The 25,611-nt window shown below is 67.8% G+C and carries 31 protein-coding genes and 2 pseudogenes; 14 read left to right on the forward strand and 19 right to left on the reverse strand.

Features of this window, described 5'->3' with window-relative positions:
• Positions 1-91 precede the first annotated feature (91 nt).
• The 5 genes from ACWD2L_RS05635 to ACWD2L_RS05655 all read right to left on the reverse strand — a co-directional run bounded on the left by ACWD2L_RS05635 (position 92) and on the right by ACWD2L_RS05655 (position 4,616).
• On the reverse strand, positions 92-1,417 hold the full coding sequence (locus ACWD2L_RS05635; protein ID WP_351331436.1) for a cation:proton antiporter: 1,326 nt from the start codon (positions 1,415-1,417) through the stop codon (positions 92-94).
• 4 nt (positions 1,418-1,421) lie between these two features.
• Positions 1,422-1,907, reverse strand: a complete 486-nt coding sequence (locus ACWD2L_RS05640; protein WP_351331437.1) for a cation:proton antiporter regulatory subunit — start codon at positions 1,905-1,907, stop codon at positions 1,422-1,424.
• A gap of 179 nt (positions 1,908-2,086) precedes the next feature.
• Positions 2,087-3,622, reverse strand: a complete 1,536-nt coding sequence (locus tag ACWD2L_RS05645) for an ATP-dependent DNA ligase (RefSeq protein ID WP_351331438.1) — start codon at positions 3,620-3,622, stop codon at positions 2,087-2,089.
• Positions 3,623-3,694: 72 nt separating this feature from the next.
• Complete coding sequence (locus ACWD2L_RS05650) at positions 3,695-4,192, reverse strand: glutathione peroxidase (protein WP_351331439.1); 498 nt, start codon at positions 4,190-4,192, stop codon at positions 3,695-3,697.
• Between the two features lie 49 nt (positions 4,193-4,241).
• The gene (locus ACWD2L_RS05655; RefSeq protein WP_351331440.1) at positions 4,242-4,616 is read right to left on the reverse strand and encodes a hypothetical protein; all 375 of its coding nucleotides are present in this window, start codon (positions 4,614-4,616) and stop codon (positions 4,242-4,244) included.
• 636 nt (positions 4,617-5,252) lie between these two features.
• Here ACWD2L_RS05655 and ACWD2L_RS05660 point away from each other — a divergent pair.
• On the forward strand, positions 5,253-5,405 hold the full coding sequence (locus ACWD2L_RS05660) for a hypothetical protein (RefSeq protein ID WP_451187277.1): 153 nt from the start codon (positions 5,253-5,255) through the stop codon (positions 5,403-5,405).
• Positions 5,406-5,646: 241 nt separating this feature from the next.
• Positions 5,647-6,162, forward strand: a complete 516-nt coding sequence (locus ACWD2L_RS05665; RefSeq protein ID WP_351331443.1) for a DedA family protein — start codon at positions 5,647-5,649, stop codon at positions 6,160-6,162.
• Here ACWD2L_RS05665 and ACWD2L_RS05670 read toward each other — a convergent pair.
• Positions 6,125-6,910, reverse strand: a complete 786-nt coding sequence (locus ACWD2L_RS05670) for an alpha/beta fold hydrolase (RefSeq protein ID WP_351331444.1) — start codon at positions 6,908-6,910, stop codon at positions 6,125-6,127. The two genes, ACWD2L_RS05665 and ACWD2L_RS05670, sit on opposite strands and share 38 nt — an antisense overlap.
• A gap of 111 nt (positions 6,911-7,021) precedes the next feature.
• Between ACWD2L_RS05670 and ACWD2L_RS05675 the strand changes: the two genes are divergently transcribed.
• Entirely contained in the window at positions 7,022-7,459 is a 438-nt protein-coding gene (locus tag ACWD2L_RS05675) for a MarR family winged helix-turn-helix transcriptional regulator (protein ID WP_351331445.1), read from the forward strand.
• On the opposite strand, the gene ACWD2L_RS05680 is transcribed toward ACWD2L_RS05675, so the two are convergent.
• A complete protein-coding gene (locus ACWD2L_RS05680; RefSeq protein ID WP_351331446.1) occupies positions 7,446-8,225 on the reverse strand; it encodes an ABC transporter permease in 780 nt (259 codons plus the stop codon). The two genes, ACWD2L_RS05675 and ACWD2L_RS05680, sit on opposite strands and share 14 nt — an antisense overlap.
• 120 nt (positions 8,226-8,345) lie before the next feature.
• On the opposite strand from ACWD2L_RS05680, the gene ACWD2L_RS05685 reads away from it, so the two are divergent.
• Positions 8,346-9,431, forward strand: coding sequence for an S-(hydroxymethyl)mycothiol dehydrogenase (locus ACWD2L_RS05685; protein ID WP_351331447.1), 1,086 nt, complete (start codon positions 8,346-8,348; stop codon positions 9,429-9,431).
• Complete coding sequence (locus ACWD2L_RS05690; RefSeq protein ID WP_351331448.1) at positions 9,431-10,069, forward strand: MBL fold metallo-hydrolase; 639 nt, start codon at positions 9,431-9,433, stop codon at positions 10,067-10,069. Before ACWD2L_RS05685 ends, ACWD2L_RS05690 begins: the two co-directional genes overlap by 1 nt.
• Before the next feature lie 51 nt (positions 10,070-10,120).
• On the opposite strand, the gene ACWD2L_RS05695 is transcribed toward ACWD2L_RS05690, so the two are convergent.
• A complete protein-coding gene (locus ACWD2L_RS05695) occupies positions 10,121-10,522 on the reverse strand; it encodes an ATP-binding protein (protein WP_351331449.1) in 402 nt (133 codons plus the stop codon).
• A gap of 539 nt (positions 10,523-11,061) precedes the next feature.
• The gene (locus ACWD2L_RS05700) at positions 11,062-12,639 is read right to left on the reverse strand and encodes an FMN-binding glutamate synthase family protein (RefSeq protein WP_351331451.1); all 1,578 of its coding nucleotides are present in this window, start codon (positions 12,637-12,639) and stop codon (positions 11,062-11,064) included.
• 127 nt (positions 12,640-12,766) lie between these two features.
• Between ACWD2L_RS05700 and ACWD2L_RS05705 the strand changes: the two genes are divergently transcribed.
• Positions 12,767-13,462, forward strand: coding sequence for a DUF2470 domain-containing protein (locus ACWD2L_RS05705; RefSeq protein ID WP_351331452.1), 696 nt, complete (start codon positions 12,767-12,769; stop codon positions 13,460-13,462).
• Here ACWD2L_RS05705 and ACWD2L_RS05710 read toward each other — a convergent pair.
• Positions 13,443-14,510 carry an acyltransferase family protein gene (locus ACWD2L_RS05710; protein ID WP_351331453.1) on the reverse strand — a complete coding sequence of 356 codons (1,068 nt, stop codon included), beginning with the start codon at positions 14,508-14,510 and terminating at the stop codon, positions 13,443-13,445. The genes ACWD2L_RS05705 and ACWD2L_RS05710 overlap by 20 nt on opposite strands.
• Positions 14,511-14,622: 112 nt before the next feature.
• Positions 14,623-15,030: pseudogene (locus tag ACWD2L_RS05715) on the reverse strand (SDR family NAD(P)-dependent oxidoreductase); the annotation flags it as partial.
• Between the two features lie 156 nt (positions 15,031-15,186).
• Between ACWD2L_RS05715 and ACWD2L_RS05720 the strand changes: the two are divergent.
• From ACWD2L_RS05720 to ACWD2L_RS05735, 4 genes are all read left to right on the forward strand, one after another.
• Positions 15,187-16,143, forward strand: coding sequence for a tyrosine-type recombinase/integrase (locus tag ACWD2L_RS05720; protein ID WP_451187283.1), 957 nt, complete (start codon positions 15,187-15,189; stop codon positions 16,141-16,143).
• A 732-nt stretch (positions 16,144-16,875) separates the two neighbouring features.
• Entirely contained in the window at positions 16,876-17,277 is a 402-nt protein-coding gene (locus ACWD2L_RS05725) for a helix-turn-helix domain-containing protein (protein ID WP_451187286.1), read from the forward strand.
• Positions 17,246-17,812 (forward strand): hypothetical protein, encoded by a 567-nt coding sequence (locus ACWD2L_RS05730; protein ID WP_451187289.1) that lies wholly within the window; start codon positions 17,246-17,248, stop codon positions 17,810-17,812. The genes ACWD2L_RS05725 and ACWD2L_RS05730 overlap by 32 nt, the downstream gene beginning before the upstream one ends.
• Positions 17,809-18,408 (forward strand): hypothetical protein, encoded by a 600-nt coding sequence (locus tag ACWD2L_RS05735; protein WP_451187292.1) that lies wholly within the window; start codon positions 17,809-17,811, stop codon positions 18,406-18,408. The genes ACWD2L_RS05730 and ACWD2L_RS05735 overlap by 4 nt, the downstream gene beginning before the upstream one ends.
• A 65-nt stretch (positions 18,409-18,473) precedes the next feature.
• Here ACWD2L_RS05735 and ACWD2L_RS05740 read toward each other — a convergent pair whose 3' ends face one another.
• Positions 18,474-19,580: a helix-turn-helix domain-containing protein gene (locus ACWD2L_RS05740; protein WP_451187295.1), complete on the reverse strand. Its 1,107-nt coding sequence runs from the start codon at positions 19,578-19,580 to the stop codon at positions 18,474-18,476.
• Between the two features lie 97 nt (positions 19,581-19,677).
• Here ACWD2L_RS05740 and ACWD2L_RS05745 point away from each other — a divergent pair, with 97 nt between their 5' ends.
• The 4 genes from ACWD2L_RS05745 to ACWD2L_RS05760 all read left to right on the forward strand — a co-directional run bounded on the left by ACWD2L_RS05745 (position 19,678) and on the right by ACWD2L_RS05760 (position 21,433).
• Positions 19,678-19,917, forward strand: a complete 240-nt coding sequence (locus ACWD2L_RS05745) for a hypothetical protein (protein WP_451187298.1) — start codon at positions 19,678-19,680, stop codon at positions 19,915-19,917.
• A complete protein-coding gene (locus ACWD2L_RS05750) occupies positions 19,914-20,036 on the forward strand; it encodes a hypothetical protein (RefSeq protein WP_451187301.1) in 123 nt (40 codons plus the stop codon). The genes ACWD2L_RS05745 and ACWD2L_RS05750 overlap by 4 nt, the downstream gene beginning before the upstream one ends.
• A 117-nt stretch (positions 20,037-20,153) precedes the next feature.
• Entirely contained in the window at positions 20,154-20,594 is a 441-nt protein-coding gene (locus ACWD2L_RS05755; RefSeq protein ID WP_451187304.1) for a hypothetical protein, read from the forward strand.
• An 11-nt stretch (positions 20,595-20,605) separates the two neighbouring features.
• Positions 20,606-21,433 carry a protein kinase gene (locus ACWD2L_RS05760; protein ID WP_451187307.1) on the forward strand — a complete coding sequence of 276 codons (828 nt, stop codon included), beginning with the start codon at positions 20,606-20,608 and terminating at the stop codon, positions 21,431-21,433.
• A gap of 383 nt (positions 21,434-21,816) precedes the next feature.
• Here ACWD2L_RS05760 and ACWD2L_RS05765 read toward each other — a convergent pair whose 3' ends face one another.
• The 7 genes and pseudogenes from ACWD2L_RS05765 to ACWD2L_RS05795 all read right to left on the reverse strand — a co-directional run bounded on the left by ACWD2L_RS05765 (position 21,817) and on the right by ACWD2L_RS05795 (position 25,577).
• The gene (locus tag ACWD2L_RS05765) at positions 21,817-21,990 is read right to left on the reverse strand and encodes a hypothetical protein (protein ID WP_451187310.1); all 174 of its coding nucleotides are present in this window, start codon (positions 21,988-21,990) and stop codon (positions 21,817-21,819) included.
• Positions 21,991-22,012: 22 nt separating this feature from the next.
• Complete coding sequence (locus ACWD2L_RS05770) at positions 22,013-22,753, reverse strand: peptidoglycan-binding protein (protein WP_451187313.1); 741 nt, start codon at positions 22,751-22,753, stop codon at positions 22,013-22,015.
• Positions 22,754-22,764: 11 nt separating this feature from the next.
• Positions 22,765-22,941, reverse strand: coding sequence for a hypothetical protein (locus tag ACWD2L_RS05775; RefSeq protein ID WP_451187316.1), 177 nt, complete (start codon positions 22,939-22,941; stop codon positions 22,765-22,767).
• 330 nt (positions 22,942-23,271) lie between these two features.
• Positions 23,272-23,883: a DivIVA domain-containing protein gene (locus tag ACWD2L_RS05780; RefSeq protein ID WP_451187319.1), complete on the reverse strand. Its 612-nt coding sequence runs from the start codon at positions 23,881-23,883 to the stop codon at positions 23,272-23,274.
• Between the two features lie 30 nt (positions 23,884-23,913).
• Complete coding sequence (locus tag ACWD2L_RS05785) at positions 23,914-24,807, reverse strand: NlpC/P60 family protein (RefSeq protein WP_451187743.1); 894 nt, start codon at positions 24,805-24,807, stop codon at positions 23,914-23,916.
• Positions 24,808-24,855: 48 nt separating this feature from the next.
• Positions 24,856-25,302, reverse strand: a pseudogene (locus ACWD2L_RS05790) (transglycosylase family protein); the annotation flags it as partial.
• A 77-nt stretch (positions 25,303-25,379) separates the two neighbouring features.
• A complete protein-coding gene (locus ACWD2L_RS05795) occupies positions 25,380-25,577 on the reverse strand; it encodes a hypothetical protein (protein WP_451187322.1) in 198 nt (65 codons plus the stop codon).
• Positions 25,578-25,611 lie beyond the last annotated feature (34 nt).

The raw sequence follows: 25,611 nt of genomic DNA on the forward strand, positions 1-25,611 counted from the left end.
GACATGGAGAACGGGGCCGCCCCCATGTCTGGAGGGCGGCCCCGTCGGATGCCGAGTTCGGCGGTTTGTGCTGAGCGTCAGCGGAGGTTCGTCAGCGGCTGTGCTCGTCCAGGGCGGCCGGCTTCTCGTCGGGCTTGCCGCCCGGCTCGGTGTCCGGCTCCGCGTCCGGCTTCGCGTCCCCCTGCGCGGACTGCTCGATCGCGCGCGGCTCGGGAACCGCACCCGTACCCGTACCCGTACCCGCGCCCACGACCGCCGCCTGGCGCTGCGGGAAAAGCCGCTGCGCGAGGGGCTGGACGAACCGCGCGGTGAGCGGGCCCACGATCACCAGGATCAGCACGTACGCGGTGGCCAGCGGGCCGAGGCGTGGCTCGATTCCGGAGGTCACGGCGAGGCCCGCGATCACGATGGAGAACTCGCCGCGCGCCACCAGGGCGCCACCGGCCCGCCAGCGTCCCTTGACGGAGATCCCCGCCCGGCGCGCTGCCCAGTACCCCGTCGCGATCTTCGTGCAGGCCGTGACCACGGCCAGCAGCAGCGCGGGCAGCAGCACCGGCGGAATGCTCGCCGGGTCGGTGTGCAGGCCGAAGAAGACGAAGAAGACGGCCGCGAACAGGTCGCGCAGCGGGGACAGCAGCGTATGCGTGTTCTCGGCGACCTCACCGGACAGCGCGATGCCCACGAGGAACGCGCCCACGGCCGCGGACACCTGGAGCTGCTGTGCGAGGCCCGCGACCAGGATGGTCAGACCGAGCACCACGAGGAGCAGTTTCTCCGGGTCGTCGCTGGAGACGAACTTCGAGATGTGCCGCCCGAACCGCACCGCGATGAACAGCACCAGACCCGCGGCGCCGAGCGCGATGGCGAGCGTGAGTCCGCCGGCCGCCCAGCCGACACCGGCGAGCAGCGCCGTGATGATGGGCAGGTACACCGCCATCGCCAGGTCCTCGAGCACCAGAATGCTGAGGATCACCGGCGTCTCGCGGTTGCCGAGCCGGCCCAGGTCCCCGAGCACCTTGGCGATCACGCCCGAGGACGAGATCCAGGTGACACCGGCGAGCACGATGGCCGCCACGGGACCCCACCCCATGAGCAGCGCGGCGATGGCACCGGGCAGCGCGTTGAACGTCATGTCGACGAGGCCGGCGGGATACTGCGTCTTCAAATTGGTGACGAGATCGCTGGCCGTGTACTCGAGACCGAGCATCAACAGCAGCAGGATCACGCCTATTTCGGAGCCGATGGCGACGAACTCCTCGCTCGCGCCGAGCGGCAGCAGACCGCCCTCGCCGAACGCGAGTCCCGCCAGGAGGTACAGCGGGATCGGTGAGAATCTCAGCCGTCCCGCGAGCCGCCCGAGCAGCCCGAGTGCCAAGGTGATGGCACCGAATTCGATCAGAAAGAGAGCACTGTGCATGCGGTCACTCCCGCCCCAGAATCATGGCCGCCGCGTCGACGCCCTCGCGGGTACCGATGACGATGACCGTATCGCCGCCCGCGAGCCGGAAGTCCGGCGTCGGCGACGGAATCGCGTCGGCGCGGCGCAGTACGGCCACGATCGACGCGCCGGTATCGGTCCGCATCTTCGTCTCGCCGAGCAGCCGCCCGTTCCAGATCGAGGCGCCCGGAATCTCGATGCGCTCGGCGACGAGCCCCAGGTCGGTGGTGTGCAGCAGGTTCGGGCTGTGGTGCGAGGGCATCAGCGCGTCGATGAGATACGTCGCTTCCCCCGACGTCAGCTTGAGCGACAGGTCGCAGGCGTCCGGGTCGTCCGCCCGGTAGGCGCTGAGGGTGCGGCCCCCGTCCCGATGGGCGACGACCGACAGCTGACGCTGCTCGCGGGTCGTGAGGTCGTAGCGGTAGCCGATTCCCGGCAATGGTGTCCTGCTAAGGCGTGAAGCGGGCACGTCTCTCCCCTTGTCCGTGCGTGGCCGCTGTCCCGGCGACCAATAGATGGCAGATGCAACTTTAGATGGATGTCCGTCACCCTATACGCGCCAAGCTTTGGCAAAAAAACGGTCAGGCGTAGAAAAGGCCGTACGAAGTCATACGAGGCCGTACGCCGAGCGGTCGTGCATCGACACGGTCACGCGCCGAGCGGGGGATGCGCGGCGAGCACCGCCTCCACCGTGTCCGCCTGCTCGGCAGGCTTGTCCTCCCGGTACCGCACCACGCGCGCGAAGCGGAGCGTCACGCCTGCCGGGTAGCGCGTCGAGCGCTGCAACCCGTCGTAGGCGATCTCCACGACCAACTCGGGCCGCACGGTCACGACGTGACCGTCGTCACTGACGGCCAGGGCGCGCAGCCGCTGCGTCTGCCAGGTCAGCAGCGCGTCGGTGAGCCCTTTGAACGTCTTGCCGAGCATCGCGTACGTGCCGTCGGGGCGGCGAGCGCCCAGGTGCAGGTTGGACAGCTTCCCGGTGCGCCGCCCGTGCCCCCACTCGGCGGCGAGGACGACCAGGTCCAGCGTGTGCACGGGCTTGACCTTCACCCAGGACGCGCCGCGGCGGCCCGCGCTGTACGGGGCCTCGAGCCCTTTGAGTACAACCCCCTCATGGCCGCGCGTGAGGGTGTCCGCGAAGAACGCCTCGGCGGCGTCCGCGCCGTCGTCCTCGACCACGAGGCGCCGTACCCGCATCGCCTCCGGCACGAGCCGGGCCAGCTGCTCGTGCCGCCTGGCGAACGGCAGGTCCAGCAGATCCCGCCCGTCGACGTACAGCACATCGAAGAACACGGGGGAGACCGGCAGCGCCTTCGCCGCACGCGCGACGTCGACCCGCGAACCGACCCGCCCCGCGACATCCTGGAACGCCCGCGGCCGACCGTCCTCGCCGAGCGCGATGACCTCCCCGTCGAGAATGAACCGGTCACCGGGGAACTCCCGTACGGCGTCGGTGACTTCGGGAAGCCGGCCGGTGATGTCATCGAGCGTCCGTGTGTAGACGCGTACGACATCGCCGTCCCGATGAACCTGCACGCGAATGCCGTCGAGCTTCTCCTCCACGGCGCAGGCACCCAACGTGGCGAGCGCCTCGCCGACGCCACCTGCGCTGTGCGCGAGCATCGGCAGCACGGGCCGGCCGACGATGAGCCGGAACTCGTCGAGCGCCTCGGGTCCGCGGGCGAGGAGCGCCTGCGCGACGTCCTGCAGCCCACCCGCCAGCATCACGGCACGCCGTACGTCGGCGGGGGCCGCGCCCGTCGCCTGCGCAAGGCCCTCGGTCGCGACGGCGTCCAGGGCGCCCTGGCGCACCTCACCGGTCACGAGCCCGAACAGAAACCGCTGCTCACCCTCGGTCGCGGCCCCCATCAGCTGCCCGACGAGCCGCTTCCGCTCGGCCTGCGACCCGGCGCCGGACACATCCCCGAGCTCGGTCATCAGTGCGTCGACGTCCTGCACGCTCAGTCGGGGCTCCGGCGCCGCCTCGACCCGCTCGCTCAGCACCCGCCACCCGACGCCGAGCCGCCCCTGGGGCAGCCGCCCCGCCAGATACGGGATGACGATCGGCACGTCGTCCGGATCGGCGTCCCGGAACAACTCGGCAAGCAGCGCGATCTTCCGCGACCGCGCGGAGGCGGCGGCGACGTCCTGGGACACCTGAGCGAGCCGGGCGAACAGCATGTAGCCATGGTGCTACGGGGGAGGTGGAGGCGCAGCAGGACCGCCGGCACCTCCTGCCCGCTCCCGGTTCGTTCAGCTGCCGGTCGAGAGCTCCCGCTCGATGGCCGCCACGACCTCCGGGGCGTCCGGCGTCGTCTGGGGCGAGAAGCGGGCGACGACGTCACCGGAACCGTTCACCAAGAACTTTTCGAAGTTCCAACGAACATCGCCTGTGTGCCCCTCGGCATCCGCCGTGTCCACAAGCTTCGCGTACAACGGGTGCCGCTCCTCGCCGTTGACGTCGACCTTCTCCGTCATGGGGAACGTGACGCCGTACGTCGCCGAGCAGAACTCGGAGATTTCGTCGGCGGTACCGGGCTCCTGCCCCATGAACTGGTTGCAGGGCACGCCCAGCACCGTGAACCCACGGTCCGCGTACTGCTTCTGGAGCTCCTCCAGGGCGGTGTACTGCGGCGTGAGCCCGCACTTCGAGGCGACGTTGACGATCAGGACGGCCTTGCCGAGGTACTGGCTCGGGTCGGCGGACCCGCCCTGCAGGCTGTTGATTTCTACTGCGTCGTAAACGGTCATGATCCGGAGCGTACGCCGCTGCCACGCCGTGATCGCGACCTGTCCCCGCTCAGGAGACGACGCGTGCCTGTGCGTCAGGGGGCAGACCCTGGTGGGCCTGCTGGACCCGCTTGGTCAGTAGCCGCGTCGCCGCCTCGGCCCGTTCAGCCGTGACAGCTTCCTTCGAGCCTGTGACGTAGACCCAGAGAAGCGTCGTCCCTACGCGCACCTTGGTGCCGAAGTACGCCTGCTTGCCGACCATCTTGCGCTCCGCGTTGCTTTCGTCACCCATGGAAGGAAACTTCTCGTCGCCGGTGTCGAGCTTCTCGTAGAGGCCATGGGCCGCACCTGGGGTGCTGCACGAATAGACGTTGAACCTGAAGCGGAGCCAGTCGGGCGTTCTGAGCGCGCCACGTGTGAAGTTGATGTTGCCGTCGACGACCACGTCCGAGCATCTGAACCGCCGAACGGCGCACACAGGAAGCCATCACTTTCCGTCAGGGGTTGCCCGATCCGCTTCCATCCCGGGAGGGATCGCCCATCGGGCAGCGCGCGCTTGAGATGGCCGGCCTTCAGTACAGCGACTGGCTTGGCGGCAGGCTTCGCGCGTGCTGCTTTCTGGGCGGCCGCCCCATCGCTCGCGCCCTCCCCCGAGTTGCATCCGGTGAGCAGCGCCCCTTGGTTGACGTGGCGTGATCATAAGCGCGCGTGCCGACCGCGCCGTGCGTGTCGGCTTGCGTTGAAAATCGAACACGCGATCTAATCTGGGTTATGCGGAACACGATCACTGAAGACCTCGTTCAGACACAGCGGGAGTGGGACGCGACCTACCGGCAGCTTGCCGATCGGCCCGGTCGTACCGCTCTGCGGCGGCGTCTGCTGTATCTGTCCCGGGTGTTGGCGGGCGAGAAGCTCACTCCGACGCAGAAAGCGGAACTGCGCCGGCGGGCGCGGAGTCGGGCGTGACGCCGCCTCTGGCTCGCAGGGCGAAGCTCGTGGTGGCGGTGGGTGCATGGTGCCGGAGATAGTCGTGCACAGGTCGTCCGCGTCGGGCGGAGGGCGAAGGGTCACGGTCGGCGGCGTGGACTTCGGTCTCGCCTGTGACGACCACGACCTGGTCGAGTTCCTGCGCCGGGCCGGACTGGATGATGCCGATCAACTGGTGTCCGGGGACTCGCCGATCATCCAGTGGCGCGGCGGGCGCGCGCACGAGTACGAGGCTGCCGGGGGGTAGCCCCACCTCGTTTGGGGTGGCTGCCCCAGTGTGTCTCGTGTCGTGCGCGGGCATCGTGGTGTCCTGGACCGGCACTTGGGCGTCGGTCCCTTCGGTCGTGAAGCCGCACTCCGCGCCCCCTAGGGGTCACTCCCAGAGGTTTCCCCGAGATACGTCGCCCCCTCTCGTTTTATTAACTTTCGTACCTTTACCTGTAGTTATGCCCGACTACTTGGTTTACGGCCTTCTTTTTCTGTGCGTCATGCCCCCGCTGGTGCCCAATTCGTGGCTGCTCGTCAGTGCTGGGGCCATGGCGGCGGACGGCCGTCTCCAACTCGTCCTGGTGCTGCTGGTGGTGATGGGCGCCGCCATCCTCGGCGACCTGCTGGTGTATCGGTCGACGCGGCGGTTCGGAGGGCCGGTGGTGCGGCGGCTGCGGCGCAAGCGGCGGCGTGCCGTGCTGCTCGATTGGGCTGCTGTACGGGTGCGTCGGCACGGGATCCCGTTCATCATCGGCATCCGGTTCCTGCCCACCGGGCGGTTCGTCGGCGCGGTGTCGGCCGGGCTCGTCGACGTACGGCCGGGCCGGTTTCTCGTCGCCTCTGGTGTCGCCGAGGCGGCCTGGGCCTCGTACTCGATAGGTGTGGGCCTGCTCGGCGGGGTCGCCGCGGGCGGGCCGTTCGCCGGCGCGCTGCTCGGGCTGGCGATCTCGGGAGTCGTGGCGATCCTGGCGGGCGCCGTCACATGTCGCGCAAGAACGCCGCGAGCGCCTGGTTGAAGGCCTCCGGATGTTCCATGTTCGGATAGTGCGCGACGTCGGGGATCGAGACCGCCAGGCCGTCGGTGACGCTGCTCGTCAGGCGCTCCGCCATGCCGATGTGGTCGGGGGAATCGAGCGCGCCGTTGACGGCGCGGACCGGGACCGGGATCGCGGCGGCGCGGAGCCAGGTGTCCTTGAGGGGGACGCTCCAGTCGGGCTCCTCCGCGGTGTGCTTGGACATCGTGTTCCACGTCATCGTGCGCAGGCGGTCCACGACGCGGGGGTCGATGTCGCTCAGGGTGCGGTGCGGGCCTGCCCCGAAGACGGTGAACGCCTCCACCGCGGCCGCCACATCGCCCGCGGCCATCGCCGCCTGCCAGGTGGTCCAGATCCCGGTCGTCCACGGGTCCGTGAAGTACGGCTCGCTGGTGCCGGCGCCGCTGATCACCACGCCGCCGACCAACGCCGGGTGCTCCAGCGCGGTGTCGATCGCGATACTGGCTCCCATCGAGATGCCCACCAGGACCGCCGGGCCAACGCCCAACTGGCGCAGCAGCGCGGCGAGATCGTCCGTGTGTCGGAACGGCCCCGCGGCGTTGGGGGACCGGCCGTGGCCGCGGGCGTCGGGGGCGATGACGCGGTGGGCCGCCGCCAGATGCGCGATCTGGTCGTCCCACATGTGGTGGTCGAGGAAGCCGCCGTGCAGCAGGACGAGGGGGCGGCCGGTGCCTTCGTCGATCCAGAAGAGGTCGGAGAGATCAGACATGACAACCAGGTTGTCATTACCGCCGTGCACTTACAAGCAGAATGACAACTTGGGTGTCATGATGGCGAGGTGAGTGACAAGCCTGCTAGCGACAAGACAGGGCGCAGTCCGGTGTCCGCAGACGTGGCCGACCGGCTCTCCGAGGTGTTCGACCTCGTGGGGCCGCTGTACCGGCGCGCGTACGTCAGAGTCGAGCGGGACGTCGCGGCCGAAGGGCTGTCGGTGGGCGTGCGGGCCGTGCTCAGCATGCTGCACGGGCGGGGCCCCATGACGGTTCCTCAGATGGGGCGGTTCCAGGCGCTGAGCCGACAGTTCGTGCAGCGGATGGTGAACGACGCCGCCGCCCGCGGACTCGTCGAGACCGCACCCAACCCCGCCCACAAGAGGTCCTCCCTGATCCGGCTGACCGAGGAGGGGCGCACCGTCATCGGCGCCGTGCTCGACCGCGAGCGGGAAACCCTGCGGGGCGTCGACGGGGAGCTCACGGAGGACGACGTCGAGACCTGCCTGCGCGTCCTCTCCGGCCTCCTCGCCGTCATGGACGACTGAGCCGCCCCCGCGCCACCAGCTCCACCGTCGTCGCCACCGCGATCGCCTGTACGGCCATCAGCGCCACCAGGACGAAGAGTTGCACCGCCCCGGCCGTCACCGGTGACGCCCCGCCCAGGAGCATGCCCACGAAGGCGCCCGGGAGCGTCACCAGACCTACCGTCCGCGTCTGGTCGAGACCCGGGAGGAGCGCGTCGGAGGCGGCGGGGCGGGCGATCTCGAGGCGGGCCTCGTGGGGGAGCAGGCCGAGCGCCAGGCACGCCTCCACCTCGCCCTTGCGCGCGGTCAGCTCGTCGAGGGCGCGGCGCCCCGCCAACACGGTCGCCGTGAGCGCGCCGCCGATCAGGATGCCGGCCACCGGGATCACGGCGATGCCACGGAGGGGCAGGAGGCCGCAGGCGATGAGCGAGGCCACGAGCGGAATCACCGGCGCCGCGATCGGCAGGGCCGCCCAGACCCACGTCCGGTTCGGGGTGAGGCGGCGGCCCGCCGTACGCGCGGCCACCGCCAGCATGAGCAGCAGGAAGGCCAGCAGCGCCGTTTCGTGGCGCACCACCCAGCCGATCAGGAGCGACACCACGGCCAGCTGGACCGCCGCCCGGACCCCGGCGATCGCGATGTCGCGGGCCCGGCGGCGCGACCCGTCCGGGGAGAGGCGGTACACCGCCGTCACCGCCGCCGCGATCACGAGGAGAACGACGAGCACCGCCACGAGAGTTCCGTTGACGGGCAGGAGGGTGGCCGCAGCCTGGGTTCGAACGCGCACGGGAACACAGTAGAGCGCCCCGACCTGGGCACCGGTGCTGTTCACCGCTCCACCGGTGAGCGAGGATGGGCGGGTAACAAAGCGTGAAGTTGCCGCGACTGAGAAAGAGGGCTGACCGTCATGGCACAGCAGGTGCAGGGCGTGATCGCGCGGGCCAAGGGGGCCCCTGTGGAGATCGCGACGATCACGGTGCCGGACCCGGGTCCGGGCGAGGCCGTCGTGAAGATCCAGGCGTGCGGGGTCTGCCACACCGATCTGCACTACCGGGAGGGCGGGATCAACGACGAGTTCCCGTTCCTGCTCGGTCACGAGGCGGCCGGTGTCGTCGAATCGGTGGGTGACGGGGTGAGCGAGGTCGCCCCCGGTGACTTCGTGATTCTCAACTGGCGTGCGGTGTGCGGGCAGTGTCGTGCCTGCCGTCGCGGGCGCTCCCAGTACTGCTTCAACACCCACAACGCGAAGCAGAAGATGACCCTGGCCGACGGCACCGAGCTGTCGCCCGCGCTGGGCATCGGGGCCTTCGCGGAGAAGACCCTCGTGGCCGCCGGGCAGTGCACCAAGGTGGACCCGGCCGCCTCTCCGGCCGCCGCGGGCCTTCTGGGCTGCGGTGTGATGGCCGGTCTTGGTGCCGCGATCAACACGGGCAACGTGGGCCGCGGCGACTCCGTCGCCGTGATCGGCTGCGGCGGCGTGGGCAACGCCTCCGTCGTCGGCGCCCGGCTCGCCGGCGCCGCGAAGATCATCGCCGTCGACATCGACGACGCGAAGCTCGCCACCGCGCGGGAGCTCGGCGCCACCCACACCGTCAACTCCCGCTCCACCGAAGCGATCGAGGCCGTGCGCCAGCTGACGGGCGGCTTCGGCGCCGATGTCGTCATCGAGGCCGTCGGCCGCCCGGAGACGTACGAGCAGGCCTTCTATGCGCGCGACCTGGCGGGGACGGTCGTCCTCGTCGGCGTGCCGACGCCGGAGATGAAGCTCGAACTGCCGCTGCTCGACGTGTTCGGGCGCGGCGGCGCGCTCAAGTCGTCCTGGTACGGCGACTGCCTGCCCTCGCGCGACTTCCCGATGCTCATCGACCTGTATCTGCAGGGACGCCTCGACCTCGACGCGTTCGTGACCGAGACGATCGCCCTGGACGACGTGGAGAAGGCGTTCGAGCGGATGCACCACGGCGACGTGCTGCGTTCGGTGGTGGTGTTCTGATGACCGGGAACACGGCACGCGTGGACCATCTGGTGACCTCCGGCACGTTCTCCCTCGACGGGGGCACGTGGGACGTCGACAACAATGTGTGGATCGTCGGGGACGACCGTGAGGCGATCGTCATCGACGCCGCCCACGACGCCGACGCCATCGCCGAGGCCGTCGGCGAGCGGCGGCTCGTCGCGATCGTGTGCACCCACGCCCACGACGACCACATCGACGCCGCGCCCGCGCTCGCCGCGCGCACCGGCGCGCCGATCCTGCTGCACCCGGCCGACACCGAGCTGTGGAAGCGCACGCACCCGGACCGCGCGCCGGACGGCGAGCTGGCGGACGGTCAGAAGATCGGTGTCGCGGGCGTGGAGTTGACGGTGCTGCACACGCCGGGGCACTGCCACGGCGCGGTCAGTCTGTACGCTCCCGCGCTCGGCACCGTGTTCACCGGGGACACCCTCTTCCAGGGCGGTCCCGGTGCCACCGGGCGGACCTTCAGCGACTTCCCGACCATCGTGGAGTCGATCAAGGACCGGCTGCTCACACTGCCGGCCGAGACCGTCGTACGCACCGGACACGGTGACAGCACGACGATCGGCGCGGAAGCACCGAACCTCGACGAATGGATCGCGCGCGGACACTGAGCCCGGGTCCCGGCCGGGGCGGCTCGACCGTCGCCCCCGCCGGAGCGTGGTTCAGCAGGTGGTCAGCACCGCAAGCACCGTCTTGCCGCCCCGCGGGTCGGCCCGCACGCTCCAGCGGCGGGCGAGCGCCTGGACCAGCGCGATACCCCGGCCCGACTCGGCCGTCCGCGACTCCGGCGCCAAGCGGGGGACGCCGGGCGCGTCGTCGTGCACCGCCACGGTCAGCTCGCCGGAGTGCAGGCACAGGCTCATCCGGCAGCTGTTGCTTTGTGCCTCCGTGGCGTTGGCGACCAGCTCCGACACCACCAGCTCGGCGTCCGTCATCCCCTCGCCCGCACGTCCGGCGAGAAATCCACGGGTCAGCCGGCGGGCCCACCGGGCGGCGCCCGAACCCTGCGGCATCAGGAATTCCACGCGCGCGGCACGCCGCTCGGCGCCCCTCGACGCACGCATGACGACCACTTCCTCTCCTGGCGGATGGTGCGCGGCTCGCCCATCGGTTACGGTCCCCTGCCCGCCGTTCCGCGGCCCTACACCACTTCTGCTCCTGTGCACCGAGTGCCCCGCGCCGGCCGGTTCAGGCCGTGTCAGCCGCTTTCCGTGGGGTGCGGGTGGGCCAGGGTGTCGAAGAACCGGTCGATGGCGGGCGAGGAGCCCCCTTCGGCACAAGGGGAGCGCTCCACCTGTGGTATCGGCAAGGCGCCCAGATGCGGTGCTCGGGCTTCCAGGGCCCGCGTCAAATGGAGCCGCTCCAGGGCCCGTTCTGCAGCTGAGGAGCGTACGTACTCGACCAATGTCACGCCCAGATGGTCCGCATGACTGCGTACCGCGGCGTACTCATCCGGTGTGAAGAGCTCCCGTAGGAGCGCAGTACTACCGTCCATGTCGGCATGATGCAGCCCTGGGTCGCGCCGCGTGGGCGGTTGGCATATTCACCCCTCGTTCGCGTGGAGTTGGCGCTGTTCGATGGCGCACGCGGGGGAGGGTGGCATTCAGAAGCGGTCGGGATCCGCGGCTGCCCAGTCCGCCGCCCAGGTCGCGGGCGGCTGCCCGGTCAACTGGCCCGGTTCCAGCCAGTCGTGGAGGTGCGCGTAGGAGACCGGCACGTCCGCCGTGTTGCGACGCATGAGCTGGTCCGGGCGCAGCTCGCGCGGATCCCGCACACCCATCGCCGCCATGATCTGCCCCGCGCCGCGCACGGTCGCCTCTTGGTAGTGGCGTACGCGCTCGGCCTTGTCGTCGACGTCCAGGGCGCGCACGCGGCGCGGATCCTGCGTCGTGACCCCGACTGGGCAGGTGTTCGTGTGGCAGCGCTGGGCCTGGATGCAGCCGACCGCGAACATCATGGCGCGCGCCGCGTTCGTGAAGTCGGCGCCCTGGAGGAGCCGCTTGACGATGTCGGTGCCGGTGGCGACCTTGCCGCTCGCCCCGACCCGGACGGTGTCGCGCAGCCCTGTGCCGACGAGCGCGTTGTGGACCGTGATCAGCCCCTCGGTGAGCGGGGTGCCGAGGTGGTCGGCGAACTCCAGTGGCGCCGCGCCCGTGCCGCCCTCCGAGCCGTCCACGATCACGAAGTCCGGCGTAACGCCCTCGGCGACCATCGCCTTGCACACGGCGAGGAACTGCGTACGCGAGCCCAGGCACAGCTTGAAGCCGACGGGCTTGCCACCCGCGAGTTGCCGCAACTCGGCGAGGAACAGCACCATTTGGCGTGGGGTACCGAACTCGCGGTGGTAGGGCGGCGACACCACGGTCTCGCCCTCCGGCACGTCCCGTACGCGTGCGATCTCCGCGTTGACCTTGCCGCCCGGCAGGACGCCGCCGATGCCCGGCTTCGCCCCCTGCGACAGCTTCAGGGAGACGCACTTGACGTGCTCGTGCGCCACCTTGTCGGCGAACTCGGCGCGGTCGAAACGGCCTTCGCGCGTGCGGCAGCCGAAGTAGCCGGTGCCGATCTCCCACACCAGGTCGCCACCGTGCGTCAGATGGTGGTCGGACAGGCCGCCCTCTCCGGTGTCGTGCGCGAAGCCGCCGAGGGCCGCGCCCTTGTTGAGCGCGCGGATCGCGTTGCTGGACAGAGCGCCGAAGCTCATCGCCGATACGTTGAGCAGCGCCATGTCGTACGGCCGGGTGCAGTCGGGGCCGCCGACGCGGACGGTGGTCGGCCGCTCGGGCGGGTCGACCGGACGCATCGACGGCACCAGGAACTCGTGCCCCGAGGCGTACACGTCGCGTTCGGTGCCGAACGGCTCCTCGGCCTCCTGCTGCTTCGCCCGCTCGTAGACGATGCTGCGCACGTCCCGGTCGTAGGGCCGGCCGTCGTAATTGCGCTCGACGAAGTACTGCTGCATTTCGGGGCGCAGGGCCTCCATCAGGAAGCGCAGATGCCCGAGGACCGGATAGTTGCGCAGCACGGAGTGGCGCGACTGGGCCAGATCCCACACGCCAAGCGCCGCCAGGGCGAGGAGTGGGGCGGCGGCGAACCACCACCACGAGGAGAGCAGGAGCGACAGGGCCAGGGCGGCGGCCGCTCCGGCGACGGCGACGAGGAACACGAGGAATCTGGACACCTGTCGAGTCAACCGCACCGCGCCGCTCATGGCACCGGGCGACACAGGAAGACGGAGCGGGCGTGGGGTGGACCGCCATCGATCATCTCGGTTAAGTTAGGCAAGGCTTACCTAATGGAGGTTCGGGATGGGTGTCCGACAGATCGCTGCCGCCGTGCCCAGCACGGCGGCCCACGCACGCTCCGTGCTCGCCGCCGCATGGACCTGCGGCGTCACCACCGATGTGGGGCAGGACGACCTCGTCGGCGCACACCGCGTCGACGAGGACGGGACGGTGCGCATCACGCCACCGCCCGACAGTGTGCTGGCCGCCGCCGTGCTCTGCTCGCCGCACGGACGGCCCACCACGCTCCTGGAGTTCGCCGACGCGGCGCCCGTCCCGGTACGCGACCGGGTGCGCGCACGGGTATGGCTTTCGGGCGAGCTGCTGCCGCGCGGTGAGGAGTTGGTGCTGCGGCCCGAACGGGCGGTCCTGCAGACCCGGTCCGGCCGCACCGGCGTCGACCTCGACGAATTCGCCGCCACCGCGCCCGACCCGCTCGCACTCGCCGAGCCCCGCCTGCTCACCCATCTCGCCGACGCCCACCCCGAGGCCGTCGAACAGCTCACCCGGCTCATCGCGCCGGACAGCCTGCACGGCGTCGTCCGGGTCCAGCCGCTCGCCGTCGACCGGCACGGCCTGACGCTGCGTCTGGAGCGGATGCGCGGCCAGGCCGACGTGCGCCTCGCCTTCCACCGGCCGGCCGACGACCTGGGTTCGCTCACCGAGCGCATGCACCAGCTGCTCGCCTCCGCGCAGACCGTCAGCCGCCGCCGGAGGTGACCCTCTCGCGGGCAGTCGCCTGTTCGGGCAGGGGCCGTCGCTCTGTCGGCCGCCGGAACGCCCAGTCCATCCGGGGCTCGACGACGTAACGGAACACCCGCCGCACCGGTTCCGTGCACAGCGCGGTGATGAGGGTGACCGCCGCCGCCGTCACGGCCAGCTCACCGAGCGGGCTGTGCAGCCACGGGTGGTCGTACCAGCCCCAGAACCGGGAGGACTTGATGACGAAGCCGTGCAGCAGATATGCGTAGATCGTCCCGGTGCCGAGGGCCGTGAACCACAGCCTGCGGCCCGGCACCCACGCCAGGAAGCACGCGCTCAGCACCAGCGCGAGAACGAACAGGGCGGGCGTCGCGAACAGACCCGCCCACCCGGGCACGCCCCGACCCTGGACGCTGCCCCGGTGGTAGAACCAACCCGCGTCGAACCACGGCGCCACCCAGTACGCGGCGAGCAGGGCCGCGCCCGCGACGCCCAGCGCCACCCACCGCACGCGCCACGTCCGCAGCCGCGCGAAGTGCTCGGGCCGCAGCACCAGACCCGCCACGAAGAACGGCAGGAACTGCAGCACCCGCTGGAGCGCCAGGTCCCCGCCCGCGCCCGGCCACATCGACATGGCCGTACCCACGGCCAGCGACACGAGCACGGGATGGCGCAACCGCAGCCACAGCGGTGTCGAGAGCCGCCAGACAAACATGGCCACCAGGAACCACATCAGATACCAGGGGTCCAGCAGGCTGATCGGATATCCCGGATCGTCCTGCGCCCACCGGTAGAACAGCGTGTACCCCACCTCGAAGACGAGGTAGGGCACGACGACCCCGGTCACCAGGCGCCGCAGGCGGTGCGGGGCCATGTCGAAGCTGCGCGAGAAATAGCCCGACACCAGCGCGAACGCCGGCATGTGGAAGGCGTAGACGGTGAGGTACACCGCCGTCACCGCGTGGGAGCCGTAGGTCAGCGGCTCCCACGCGTGCCCGCAGGCCACGAGGACGATCGTCAGGAATTTGACGTTGTCGAAGTACGACTCGCGTGCCTGTCCTGCCATGTGCGTTCGCCGCGCCCTCCACATCGGGACGGTCCGGGTCCCCTGCCCGTACCCCTCGGGAACCGTTCCATGAGTGGAGGTGTGACACAAGTGGCGTATGCGGCGCGGCGGGTCAGACCGCCGTGTATGCGCCATCCACGAGGTGGTAGCTGCCCGCGATGAACGAGGCGCGGTCCGAGAGCAGGAACACGATCAGCTCGGCGACCTCCTCGGACGTGCCCAGGCGGCCGGCCGGGTGCAGCCCGACGAGCCCGTCGTGGGCGGCCTTGTCCATCTCCTTGAGGAGCGGGGTCTCGATGAAGCCCGGGCCCACCGCGTTGACGCGGATGCCCTTCGCGGCGTACTCGGCCGCGGCCGTCTTCGTCAGGCCGACCACGCCGTGCTTCGCGGCGACGTACGCGGGGGAGCCGGCGAAGCCGACCGAACCGAGGATCGAGGCGACGTTCACGATGGCGCCGCCGTTGCCCGCGGCCTGCATGGCGGGGATCTCGTAGCGCATCGAGTAGAAGACGCCTTGCACGATCTGCATAGCGTGGGTGCTTTTGTCCAGGTTGGCACTCAAAACGTAGAATGGCGTTTACGGGTGTCCGTGAGAAGGCGCGTCATCATGCGAAGGCAACCCACAAGATCACTTAACCCCAGCCTCCACGAGGCCTACTGCTTGTACCTGCAAGCCATGAAGGACGCAGGAGTCCCACGTGGCACGTGGGAGCAGTACGGAAGTGTCATCAAGCGACTGACCAAGGCCTTCCCGGGCCGCCAGTTCGCTGGGATCACGGGGAGCGATCTCGCCGAGTTCCTGTACGGGGACATCGGCGTCGTCGTCGGTAAGTCCACGAACACAGCCTCGGGCGTTCGATCCGCGCTGAAGTCGTTTTTCAACTACGGGATCTCGCGAGACTGGAGAAAGCGCGGCATCACCGTTCCCGGTCCGGTGTTCCGAGAGAGGGGGAGACCAGGTAAGCCCAAAACTCGCCTCACGCAGGATCAACTACTCCTGCTGCTGGAGCAGGCCGAAGACCCCGTCGTGCGAATGATGATCGCGCTTGCGATGCAGACTGCACTTCGAATATCTGACATTCGAAAGATTCAAGTCAGGCATATCGACCTCCAGTCTGGCGTCATCCATGTGTGGATCAAGAAGACCGGCAGGTATGACGCAATACCTGTAACGGCGGACCTGGAAGGTGAACTCCGTCGCTATTTGGTGCGGGTTAAGTTGCAGGACCCAGAACTCTTTCTCTTTCCAGGCAAGAAGAGGATTGGATTTGGAGTCTGGGACTATGACTGGACAAGGATGCCGCAGTACAACTGGGCGGCTGGCCAGTTCAAGGAAGTTCTTGATTCTAGCGGGATTGTGATCGAGCGCGGCGAGGCGTGGCATGTTATTCGCCGGTCGGTTGCTCGGCTACTTTTTGACAGGCTGCGCGAGGAAATGAGTCACGACCACGCGCTTCGCGTGGTGATGGTTTGGCTTGGGCACATGCAGGCGGCGACAACCGAAAGGTATCTGGGGCTCGATGCCGAGGTGCTCGCGCGTGACCGCCTGCTGAGGGGGCAGGTTTTCTTGGCTCGTGATCCGAAGGTCACGCCGTTGCCGTCGGGTGGGGCGCGCCGCCATGGGGATGGGTAGGAAATGCATCCGGTGCCTGCTGTCTCGCCGTTGAATCTGGACCTGGGCGGTAAGCCTAAGGAGGATCTCCTGGGTCCCGGGTCATTGATCGCAGGCACCGGAAGTGTTGGGTGTTCTCGTGGGGGCCGGGATGTGACGTCCCGGCCCCCACGAGAGTGAGAGTGAGGGTAAGAGCCAGTCGGCCCTCAACCTCGGGTTGATCGTTTTCACGAGGACCATCACGCGTTGCCTCCAGGGGGCGCGCTACTACTCCGTCGCTGCCGTTTGCTTGGGGAGGGTCGGTGCCCTGTCGGTGGAGGCGAAGTCCGCGCTGTGCCGGGTTGGTACTGACCGCCATTGGGGTTCCACATGTCCCGAACGGTGAGGTTTCCGGTTTCTACCGGGTTGCCCCGTTCCGTCTGGTTAAGAGCATGCGCCCGATTTAACCTGTTTTCAACCCCCAAGGTAAGAATAGTCTGAAGATCTTCTTACCCGTAGGTAACCCACTGGAGCAGCAGAGGGGCCGTCAGGAGATTCTTTACCGGCGGGTAACCCGTGCGAGGGGTGGGGAGTTGGTGGTGCCGGAAAAATTGACGCGGCCGTAACCCTTGACCTGTGGGTAGGGGGGTCGACAATTGGGACATATAAGGAGCTACCGCTCCAGCGGTAGTCAGGCTCGGACACCCGGTTCCGGGAGAGGCGCCGCCAACGGGGATCAACCGCAGTCCTTACGCCCTCGAAAAGGACCAGATCATGACCAAAGAAGACCGGGAGTACCTCGCGGAGTGGCTCAACAGGAAGATGGCCAACGACGACATCTCGGGCGGAGACCTATCCCGAGCCCTGGGCGTCAGCGAAGCCGCCGTCAGTAAGTGGCGCAACGGCAAGGGCCGTCCATCCCTGGAGACCACGATGCGACTGGCCTCGTTCCTGGGCGTCAACGGGCTACGCCTATCGGTTACAGCCGGCCATATGACGCCGGTAGAAGCCGGCGTTGAAGCGCTCCCCCTGCCAGTAGAAACAGGCCGGCAAGCTGCTGTCGAAGCCCAGATCATGCGAATCACTGGCTTGACAGACGCAGATAAAGAGGCACTGTTGAACACGCTAGATAGGAGGATTCAAGATGACGAATCCGCTGGCGATCCTAACCGCTGATGAAAACCGGTACCGGGTCACCATGGCGACAGCTCTCACCGCCTGGCTGGTTACCGCCGTGCTGGTTTTGCTAAGAGCGCTTGATGTGCTCAACCAGCACCTTTCTTCTATCGCGATCCTGACGGTAGGAGTCGCCATCGCGGCCAGTCTCAGCCTCGGCAGAATGAAGCTCACTAAAACCATCACCACGGTGTTCCAGGCCGGTCTGGCATCCGCCGTCACCCTGACGACGAACGCCCTCACAGACACCTGCATCGTCGCCCTCGACGACCGCGGCATCATCCTCTCCGCCGACCACACCGACGCAATCGGCTGGGACGAAGAAGAACTCACTGGACGCGAACTCCGCGCCCTCTGCCAGCCCAAGGCCGGCGGCGTCCGGAAGATCGAGCCGGGCGCCACCATCACCACCCCGATGACTAACCAGAAGGGCGAGCTTTTCGACGCCAAGATCTCCGTCGTCCACCTGCCAACTCCCGGCAACGGCGGCCGAGTTATCGCCACCATCGCACCAGTAGTTGGAGGCATGCGATGAAGAAGTACATAGCGGCAGCCGGAGTAGTGGTCGCCGTCATCGGCGGAGCGGCAGCGTGCGGCTCCAGCGGCAATAGCAACGACGCCGGCGGGGACCACGTGGTCGCTGTAGCGGACGAAGGGCCGCCGACCCTCAAGGTCGGCCAGACCGCACACGTCAAGACGAACGAATACAGCGACGACTACCAGACCACATCGAAGGGCTCTGCGGACGTCACCCTGAAGTCGGTCAAGGAGTACAGCGAAGACGACGTCTCCAACGTAGTCGTGAAGAGTGACCTCACGGCGAGCCAGGAGCTGGCCGTCGTCACCCTCAAGATCGACAACACCGGTGGGCGCGCGATCAGCATGACGCCATACACCGGATCGATCACCTGGACCGGCGATGACGGCAAGGTGTCCAACGTGGAGATCGGCTACCTCGCCGACGACAAGCGCGTCCCAGACGACCTGTCCGGGACGACAACCCTGGAGCCTGGGGAGCACAAGGAAGGCGCCACCGTCCTGGTCATCCCGAACACCCAGCCCGGCGAGCTGCACTTCAACGACGACACCGGTAAGAAGCTGTTCGATGTCAGCACCGAAGGGATCAAATGAGACGCCCCTGGGCAGCAGCAATCCCCCACGCCGGGACCTGAACCCGGCACGGGGGCTTACTTATGTCACCGACTGATCTCGTCCATCAGCATGCGTAGCGTCAGCGAGTGCTTCTCGGGTGGCAGGGCATCCATCGCCGACTGGGCGTAGCTGATGCCGCCAGTGCGATCCCCAGACCGTGCGAGCATCAGTCCGCGGTGCAGTTCCAGGTGGGTGGCAAACCTCGGCAGCTCTTCAGGTAGCTCGGTCCGGGCAGCTTCCTGGGCCTCGATGGCGCCCTTCTCGTCGCCGAGCCGCGCGAGCAACAGAGACCGGAACACGTTCAACCGCCAGTACGGGACCGCGTAGTCCGAGGTCTGCTCGTACGAACCGGACCGATCGAAGATGCGGCGTCCCTGGGTGTCCAGTTCGAGCGCCATGGCTCTGTCACCCCTGATCGCGGCGGAGTGAGCTTTGCCGTAGATCGCGTTGAGAAGCCCCAGGCTCGGCCTGTCCTTGCCGATGGCGAGGGCCTGGTCGCCGAGAATGTTGGCAACCCCCAGGGATGCGCCTTCGTAGCCGAGGGCAATAGCGGCTCTGCCGCGGACCCAGACCCGTGCGGCATCGTCACCGGACTGGTCGGCCGCTTGTGCCGCCATGCGGTACCAGTGAACGGCCTTCGAGCCGTCAGAGCCCGGGAAGGTCTTGCCGTACAACGTCATCAGCCGGGAGGCCACGGACCACAATTGGGGTTTGTCGAGCTGCTGCTGGACGATGACCAGCTCGCCTGAGACGCGGCGTTGGATGTCTGCTGCACCCATGCTCATGTAGTCCGTGCCGTAGGCGGCAAGCTTGCCTTCCCAGGTATCAGTGCTGGGGCCGCCCGCGAGTCTGGCGTCGAAGCCTCTGAGTAGGAGGTCGGACGCGACTGCTGGGGCTATTACAGCTCCTGCGGCATCGGTGAGGAACGTACGTCGCTTCACTTCACTCTCAAGGGCAGCTAGGGGCACGTCGAGGACGGCCGAGAGGCACCGGAGGTAGAACGGCCCGGGGGTGACTTTGTCGTTCTCCCACTTGCGAACGTATCCCCGTTCCAAGTTAGTCCCGAACGGCTCGTTGATCTCTTCGGCCAGGCGTGACTGGGACCATCCTTGGGCTTTCCGCAGGTCATAGATCAGGCGCCCGATGCTCATGCCCTCAATCATGCACCCTCAACGCCCCTTCTATGGGTCGTACTTGACCCCTCGAATGCCCCTAGCTGACTCTCTGTCACCGGTCGACACTACAACCATGACGACGAAGCCGACGGACAAGGTGCTACTCAACGCGGTCGGGGACATTGTCCGCGACGACAGTCGCGGACAGATCGCGAAGGTCACGGGTGTCGACCCCGAGCAGAAGCTGCTGACCCTTGCGAGGCCGTCTGGGTACTCGTGGAAGGCCGACGACCACCACTGCCGTCCAGCAAGCGAGCAAGACCTCAAGGCCTGGCAAGCCACCACACGGATGGTCGAGAAGTGCCACCGGTGAGGTTACGCGGCTGGAAGGTCACCAGCGACGGAACGTTCTGGGGCGGCGTGGTGGCGCTCCTGACCTGGGGCTCCGTCATAGGCATTCTGCTGTACACCATCGTCGTCCGCACCCCCTGAACTCCTCGGCGGCGCGGGCTGTCCATCTCCCCGCCCCTGCGCCGCCGAGGCACCAACGCGTTGCCCTTCACTGCGGCAAGGCGCACCCGATCGACCGACAGGACGTGAACTCCCCCCATGACAGACCTGATGCGTGATCTGAACACCGGACGTTCCATCGCCGGCGAGGAGCTGTTCGACAGCATCGCCCACTTCGTGGTCCTCCACGAGCAGGAGACCCGCACCCGAGCTGAGATGATCGCCGACCAGGCCTTGGCCTTCGTCGCCACCGCGGCCACCGCCACCGTGCCGATGATGCCCTCGGACGACGTCGATAAGGGCCTGCACGCCTTCATCCTCCACACCAAGGAGTACGCCGAGCTGTGCGACAAGTACGCCGGCCGATTCCTGCACCACAACCCGAAGCCCGGTGGAGGCGGTCGCGCACCCGAGAAGGTCGCCGCCTCGGCCCACGCCATGAAGGCCGCCGGCTTCCGCGTCTTCGACGAACTGTGGACCGTCAATGGCGAGAATCTCGCCCAGTGCGACTCGGACGACGGTCGCGACTACGGCAACTGAAAGGTCCCTCGGTGAAGCAGCTTCCCGACCAGATCACGAACGCGCTCCCGCCGATCATCGAGGCCAAGCGGGTCGCCAACCGGCGGGCCTCGATGGTGTGGGACGTCCGGACGGACACAGCGCGCTACGCGGTCAAGCTGGGCCACGCCAGCCCCGCGACCGACGAACACGCTGACCGGCCCTGGACTGCGCTCGCGCCTGGCCGGGAAGCCGCCGTTCTCCACCACCTGGACGCCCCGGTACCCAGCGGCACGTGGGAGAAGGGCACATGGTGCATCCAGCCGTGGCACGAAGGCCCCGACCTGCAACAGCTTTGGGAGGGGCACCGCGTGGATGGCACGGTACCCAGCGTGGTGACGGCCCTGGAGTGCGCAAGCGCCCTCGCCGGCCTCCACGCCCAAGGCTGGGCGCACGGTGACGTGCAGCCGATGCACTTCCTGATCGGCCCCACGCGCACCCACCTGATCGACCTCGCCCTGGCGCAGGGCAAACCCATCCCCGACGAGGTCGACTTCCCCCACCGCGGCTGCCTCGTGCACTACGAGGCCCCCGAACTATCGAGACAGGTACTCGAAGAAGGGGAAGCGTCACCAACCCAGGCCAGCGACGTCTATGGCCTCGGCGCAAGCTTGCTGATGGCCGCCCGCAGCCGGCGGGCCGTCATCTACCCCGACGACGCCCCGCGGGTCGTGCAGCGCAAGGCCATCGTCGAAGGCAGCCGGCGGCCGGTGAACATCGACGGGCCGCTGGGGGAGCTGGTCGAGCGCATGCTCAGTTACAACCTCGCCGACCGGCCCACGATCCAGCAGGTCATCGACGGCATGAGAGAGATGCTCTGAGGGGTACAGTCCGTTGAGTGAGCCCCTGCCGTCGCCCCCCGTACGGCAGGGGCTCCGCTGCGCCCAGTTCGAGGAGACGCAGCGGAGCCAGAGAGCCAACACAAGGAGGGTGTGCATCCAATGCCTCACTCGCCAGGCGCAGGCGGCCAGTGAAGCCCCCGTTCGCTCTCTCCACCCCATGAAACGACGCGAGGTAGCTCTGGGTTCGCCTACCCGCCCGCGAATCCCCCTCGCGGTGGACAGAGTGATCGTGTGGTTGACCTACGAACGCAAAAAGGGCCCCCTGTTTGTTCGCTGTACGGTTTCTAAGCCGTACAGCGAACAAACAGGGGGCACAGTTCTGCCGGGCGCGACCCGGCGCGAGACCGGATCACATCCCTAGGTCAGTCCTTGTTGGGTACGACGTACGTGACGCCGAGAGCACCGAGGACAGAGAGGACGACGGTGACAACGTCACCGGTGGAAACAGAGCCGTCGGCGGTGACGGCGGCCAGAGTGCCTGCCGCAGCCGCGAGGGCGGCGACGATGGCCTTGGCCATGCCACTGAGCTTCACCATGTTGAGTTGTTGATCCTTTCCCTTACCGCGGGACCTTGAGCTTGTCCCACGTGGTCTTGCCCGGCCACCCATCGGCGTCCGAGCCGCTGTACCCGCACTTCCGCTGCCAGGCGGCGTACGAGTTCTTGTCGGCGTTGGTCCACTGAGGGCCTGGACCGACGCTGTAGCGACTGCAACCGTTGGCTACGAGCCGCTGCCCCATCCGCTCCACGACGGGAGACCTGGGGGCCTTCTTGAACCAGGCTGTGCCGGGGAACGCCTGGTACTTGGCGCCGTCAGAGCCCGTGACCGGGGTGTTGGACGGGGCCGGGGCCGACGTCGAGCTGCCGGTGTAGGAGGGGCGGCCGTAGCCGGCGATCGTGTCGGAGTAGCGCACCTTGCGGGCACACACGTTCCCGATGTTGCCCTCGATCGTGTAAACGGTCCGGCCATCAGCCGAGGTGCCGGTGACGATGCCGACATGGTCGATGGCACCGATCGAGTTCGAGCCCTGCCAGTCGAAGAACACGATGTCGCCGCGGCGGATCCCGGCGATGTCGGTGTGCCACTGCCCGCGGTCCTTGAAGGCCTGCGCGTGGGCGACGGTGTACGCGTACTTGCCGCCGAAGGTGACAGCCTTCTGGTTACCGGACTGGAACGCCCAGTAGGTGACGGCCATGTTGCACCAAGGCTGGCCGTTCATCCCGTACCAGCGGGTGACGTAGTTGATGTTGTTGCCGTTGGTCTCGCCCAGGCCGAGGGTCTTCTCGGCTGCGGCGATCATGCCCTCAACGCTCATCCGGTCACCGCCGGAATGTGCGGGGCGTAGATGCCGCCGACGGGCTCACCGAACGCTTCGGCGAGCAGTTCCTCTTCGTTGGGGTCGGTCGGCGGGGTAGGCGGATTCCAGTCGGCCGGAGGGTTGAATTCCTCAGGGCCGTCGGTCGCCTTCGCGGTGGCGTCCTTCACCATTACGGGTCTCGCTATTCAGTTGTTTGTCTTTGTTTACTTCCGCTATTGACTGCGGAAAATTTGCCTTCTTAAACTGCATTTGGGGTTCGGCAGCGTCGTCGGCTGCACGTTCAAACCCCCAGCTCAGGCCCGCAGCGCGAAGCGCGGAGGGGCGCCGGAAGCCCGGTCGGAAAACCGACCAGGATCCCCTCCGATCGAACCGATAGTCGTCCGCCGCCCTAGGCGAAACAGCACCACTCGTCTAAGTAGGTAAACCCCAGTACGCGCGCGAGGGCGGTCACGCTTCGCGCTCCCGCACCGGCATTTGTGGAAAGCCCACAACAGCGTCGATCACTGAGACGGAACCGACTGGTCGTACGTCTGAAGAACCTGCTGCAACGCGTTGCGGAGCTGCTGCCCCTGACGGGTCGCCGCCTCCAGAGCCGTCGTCATCTGGCCATGCTTCGCCGTCACGTCATCGAGCTTCTGCCGCTGCTCCGCGTAGCCGTCGTTGATGATCCGTTCGGCCTTCGCCGTGGCGTCTTCGACGATCTTCTTCGCCGCTTCGTCGGCTTCGGCGATGGTCCGCGCCGCCCGGCCTCCCGCCTGACGGACGAGATCGTCAGCCTTCGACTGGGCCTGCGTGATGTGCGTATCGGCCTGCACCTTCGCGTCGGCGATGTGCTTGTCTGCGGTCTCCTGTGCCATCCGCAACAGGCCCTCCGCCGACGGTGTCGCCGGCACCGCCGTGAACACCTGCGTCGGAGCCTCTTGGTACGCGACAGCCGTCCGCTCCAGTGCCGCCGTCCGTTCCCGGGCAGTTGCAAGCTGCTGCTGGACGGCCTTGTACGCCGCCGCCACCTGGTCGAGGAAGCCGTCGACCTCTTCCTGGTCGTAGCCTTCCTTGAACCGGGTGGCGGTGAATTGCTTCTGGTCGATGTCGGCGGGCGACAACATCAACATCACTTCCTTCTTTAGTTGTTGTGCGCTGGGCTACTTCGAGTCGCCCATGGACATCAGGTAGGCCCAGCCGCGGGGGCCGATCACAACGTCGTGAGTGGATCCGGTGAAGCGGAACTCGGTGTGATCGTTGTGGAACTTTGCGACGGCGGCCTGGGTGAGCGGTCCGTAGTTCGCGTTCTCCTTCACCGAGTTGTCCATGTAGCCGGTCCGCTTCAGCTCTTTTTGCAGTTCGACTGCGGAGGGGCTGGAGTGGTTCGGGGTGGGCAGGCCGGTGGAGTCGTACGGGTCGGGGTTCGGGATCACGAGCTTCTGTCCGACCTTGAGCCGGTTCGGGTCGGAGCCGATGACGCTCTTGTTCGCCTCGTACAGGGCCTTCCAGCCGCCCCGTACTCCCTGATCCTTCGCGATCTTGGAGAGGTAGTCGCCGGCCTTGACGGTGTACGTCTTGCCGCCCTCGGGATACGAGGTGCCGCCGGTGTTGCCGGTACCCGTGTTACCGCCACCGGTAGAGCCGGTGGCCGGCACGAACGGGGCGGGACGCACGATGCCCGTCGGGGTCGAGCCCCGGGTGGCGAGCGTGGACCAGCCGACGCCGCCGTTTACGTGGCGCGACGCGGTGTCGATGAGGTCTTCGCCGTTCGGCCCGATGGGGCCGACGTACAGAGCGACGTGACCGCCGGCGAAGTTGTTGAAAGCGACCAGGTCGCCGGGCTTGATCGTGGCCCGTGTCTGGTAGGTGGCTCCCTTGACGTACCGCGGCAGGTCTTCCTGGGCGAAGCTGTCGCGTGCCGACTGAGTGAAGTCGACGCCCGCAGCCTTCCAGGCCTGCGACGTGAGGCCTGAGCAGTCGAACCTGGTGGGGCCGTTGCCGCCGTACAGATACGGCTGGCCGTTGATCTTCGACTTGGCGTACTGGATCGCCAGGTATGCCTTCGAGCCGACCGCCGGGGTGTTGCTGGTGACAGCAGTAGCCTTCGGCGCGGCCGGCGTCGACGGCTGCACCTGCGCCGGAGGCTTCGGCGTTGACGCCGTACCGCCGACGTACGGCGTGCGTGACAGACCGACACCGCAGACGGGCCAGGCGCCCTTGCCCTGTCCGGCGAGCACCTTCTCTGCGATGGCTATCTGCTGGGCCTTGGTAGCGAGGTCTGCGCGTGACGCGTAGGCCGTGCCTCCAAACGCCGCCCACGTCGACTGGGTGAACTGAAGGCCGCCGTAGAAGCCGTTGCCTGTGTTGATTGCCCAATTGCCCGTGGACTCGCACTGGGCGACCTTGTCCCACTCCGAAGCTGTAGCCGCGTTCGCCGTGCCGGCGAGAGCGGCAGGGACGAGCGATCCTCCTACGAGGACGGTGGCACCGAGGGCTATCCGCTGCGTGGCTGTAGGCGGCGCGGGCTTCGCGTGCCGTCCCTTGCTCATTCTTCCTACCTCATTCCGAATGCGGGTGAACTTCCTTTTGGTGGTGGTCTCCTAGCGGGTGTAGGGGAAGTGCCCGGTTACTTGACCTGGGCGTAGACGGTGACTACCGCTGAAATGACGGCAGTTATGAACGTCGCGGGAAGCGTGTACTTCCAGCGTTCGAGGGTCCTGATGCGGGACTCGTGGTCGGCGCGGTCGCGACGGATTTCGTCGAGCTTCACCTCTATGCGCGCTAGGCGGTCGACGACGACCAGATAGTCGGGCGACGAAAGCATGTTGAGGTTGCTGATCCCTTGAGGCGGGGTGTGA

The sequence above is a fragment of the Streptomyces sp. NPDC002754 genome (genome assembly GCF_053592315.1).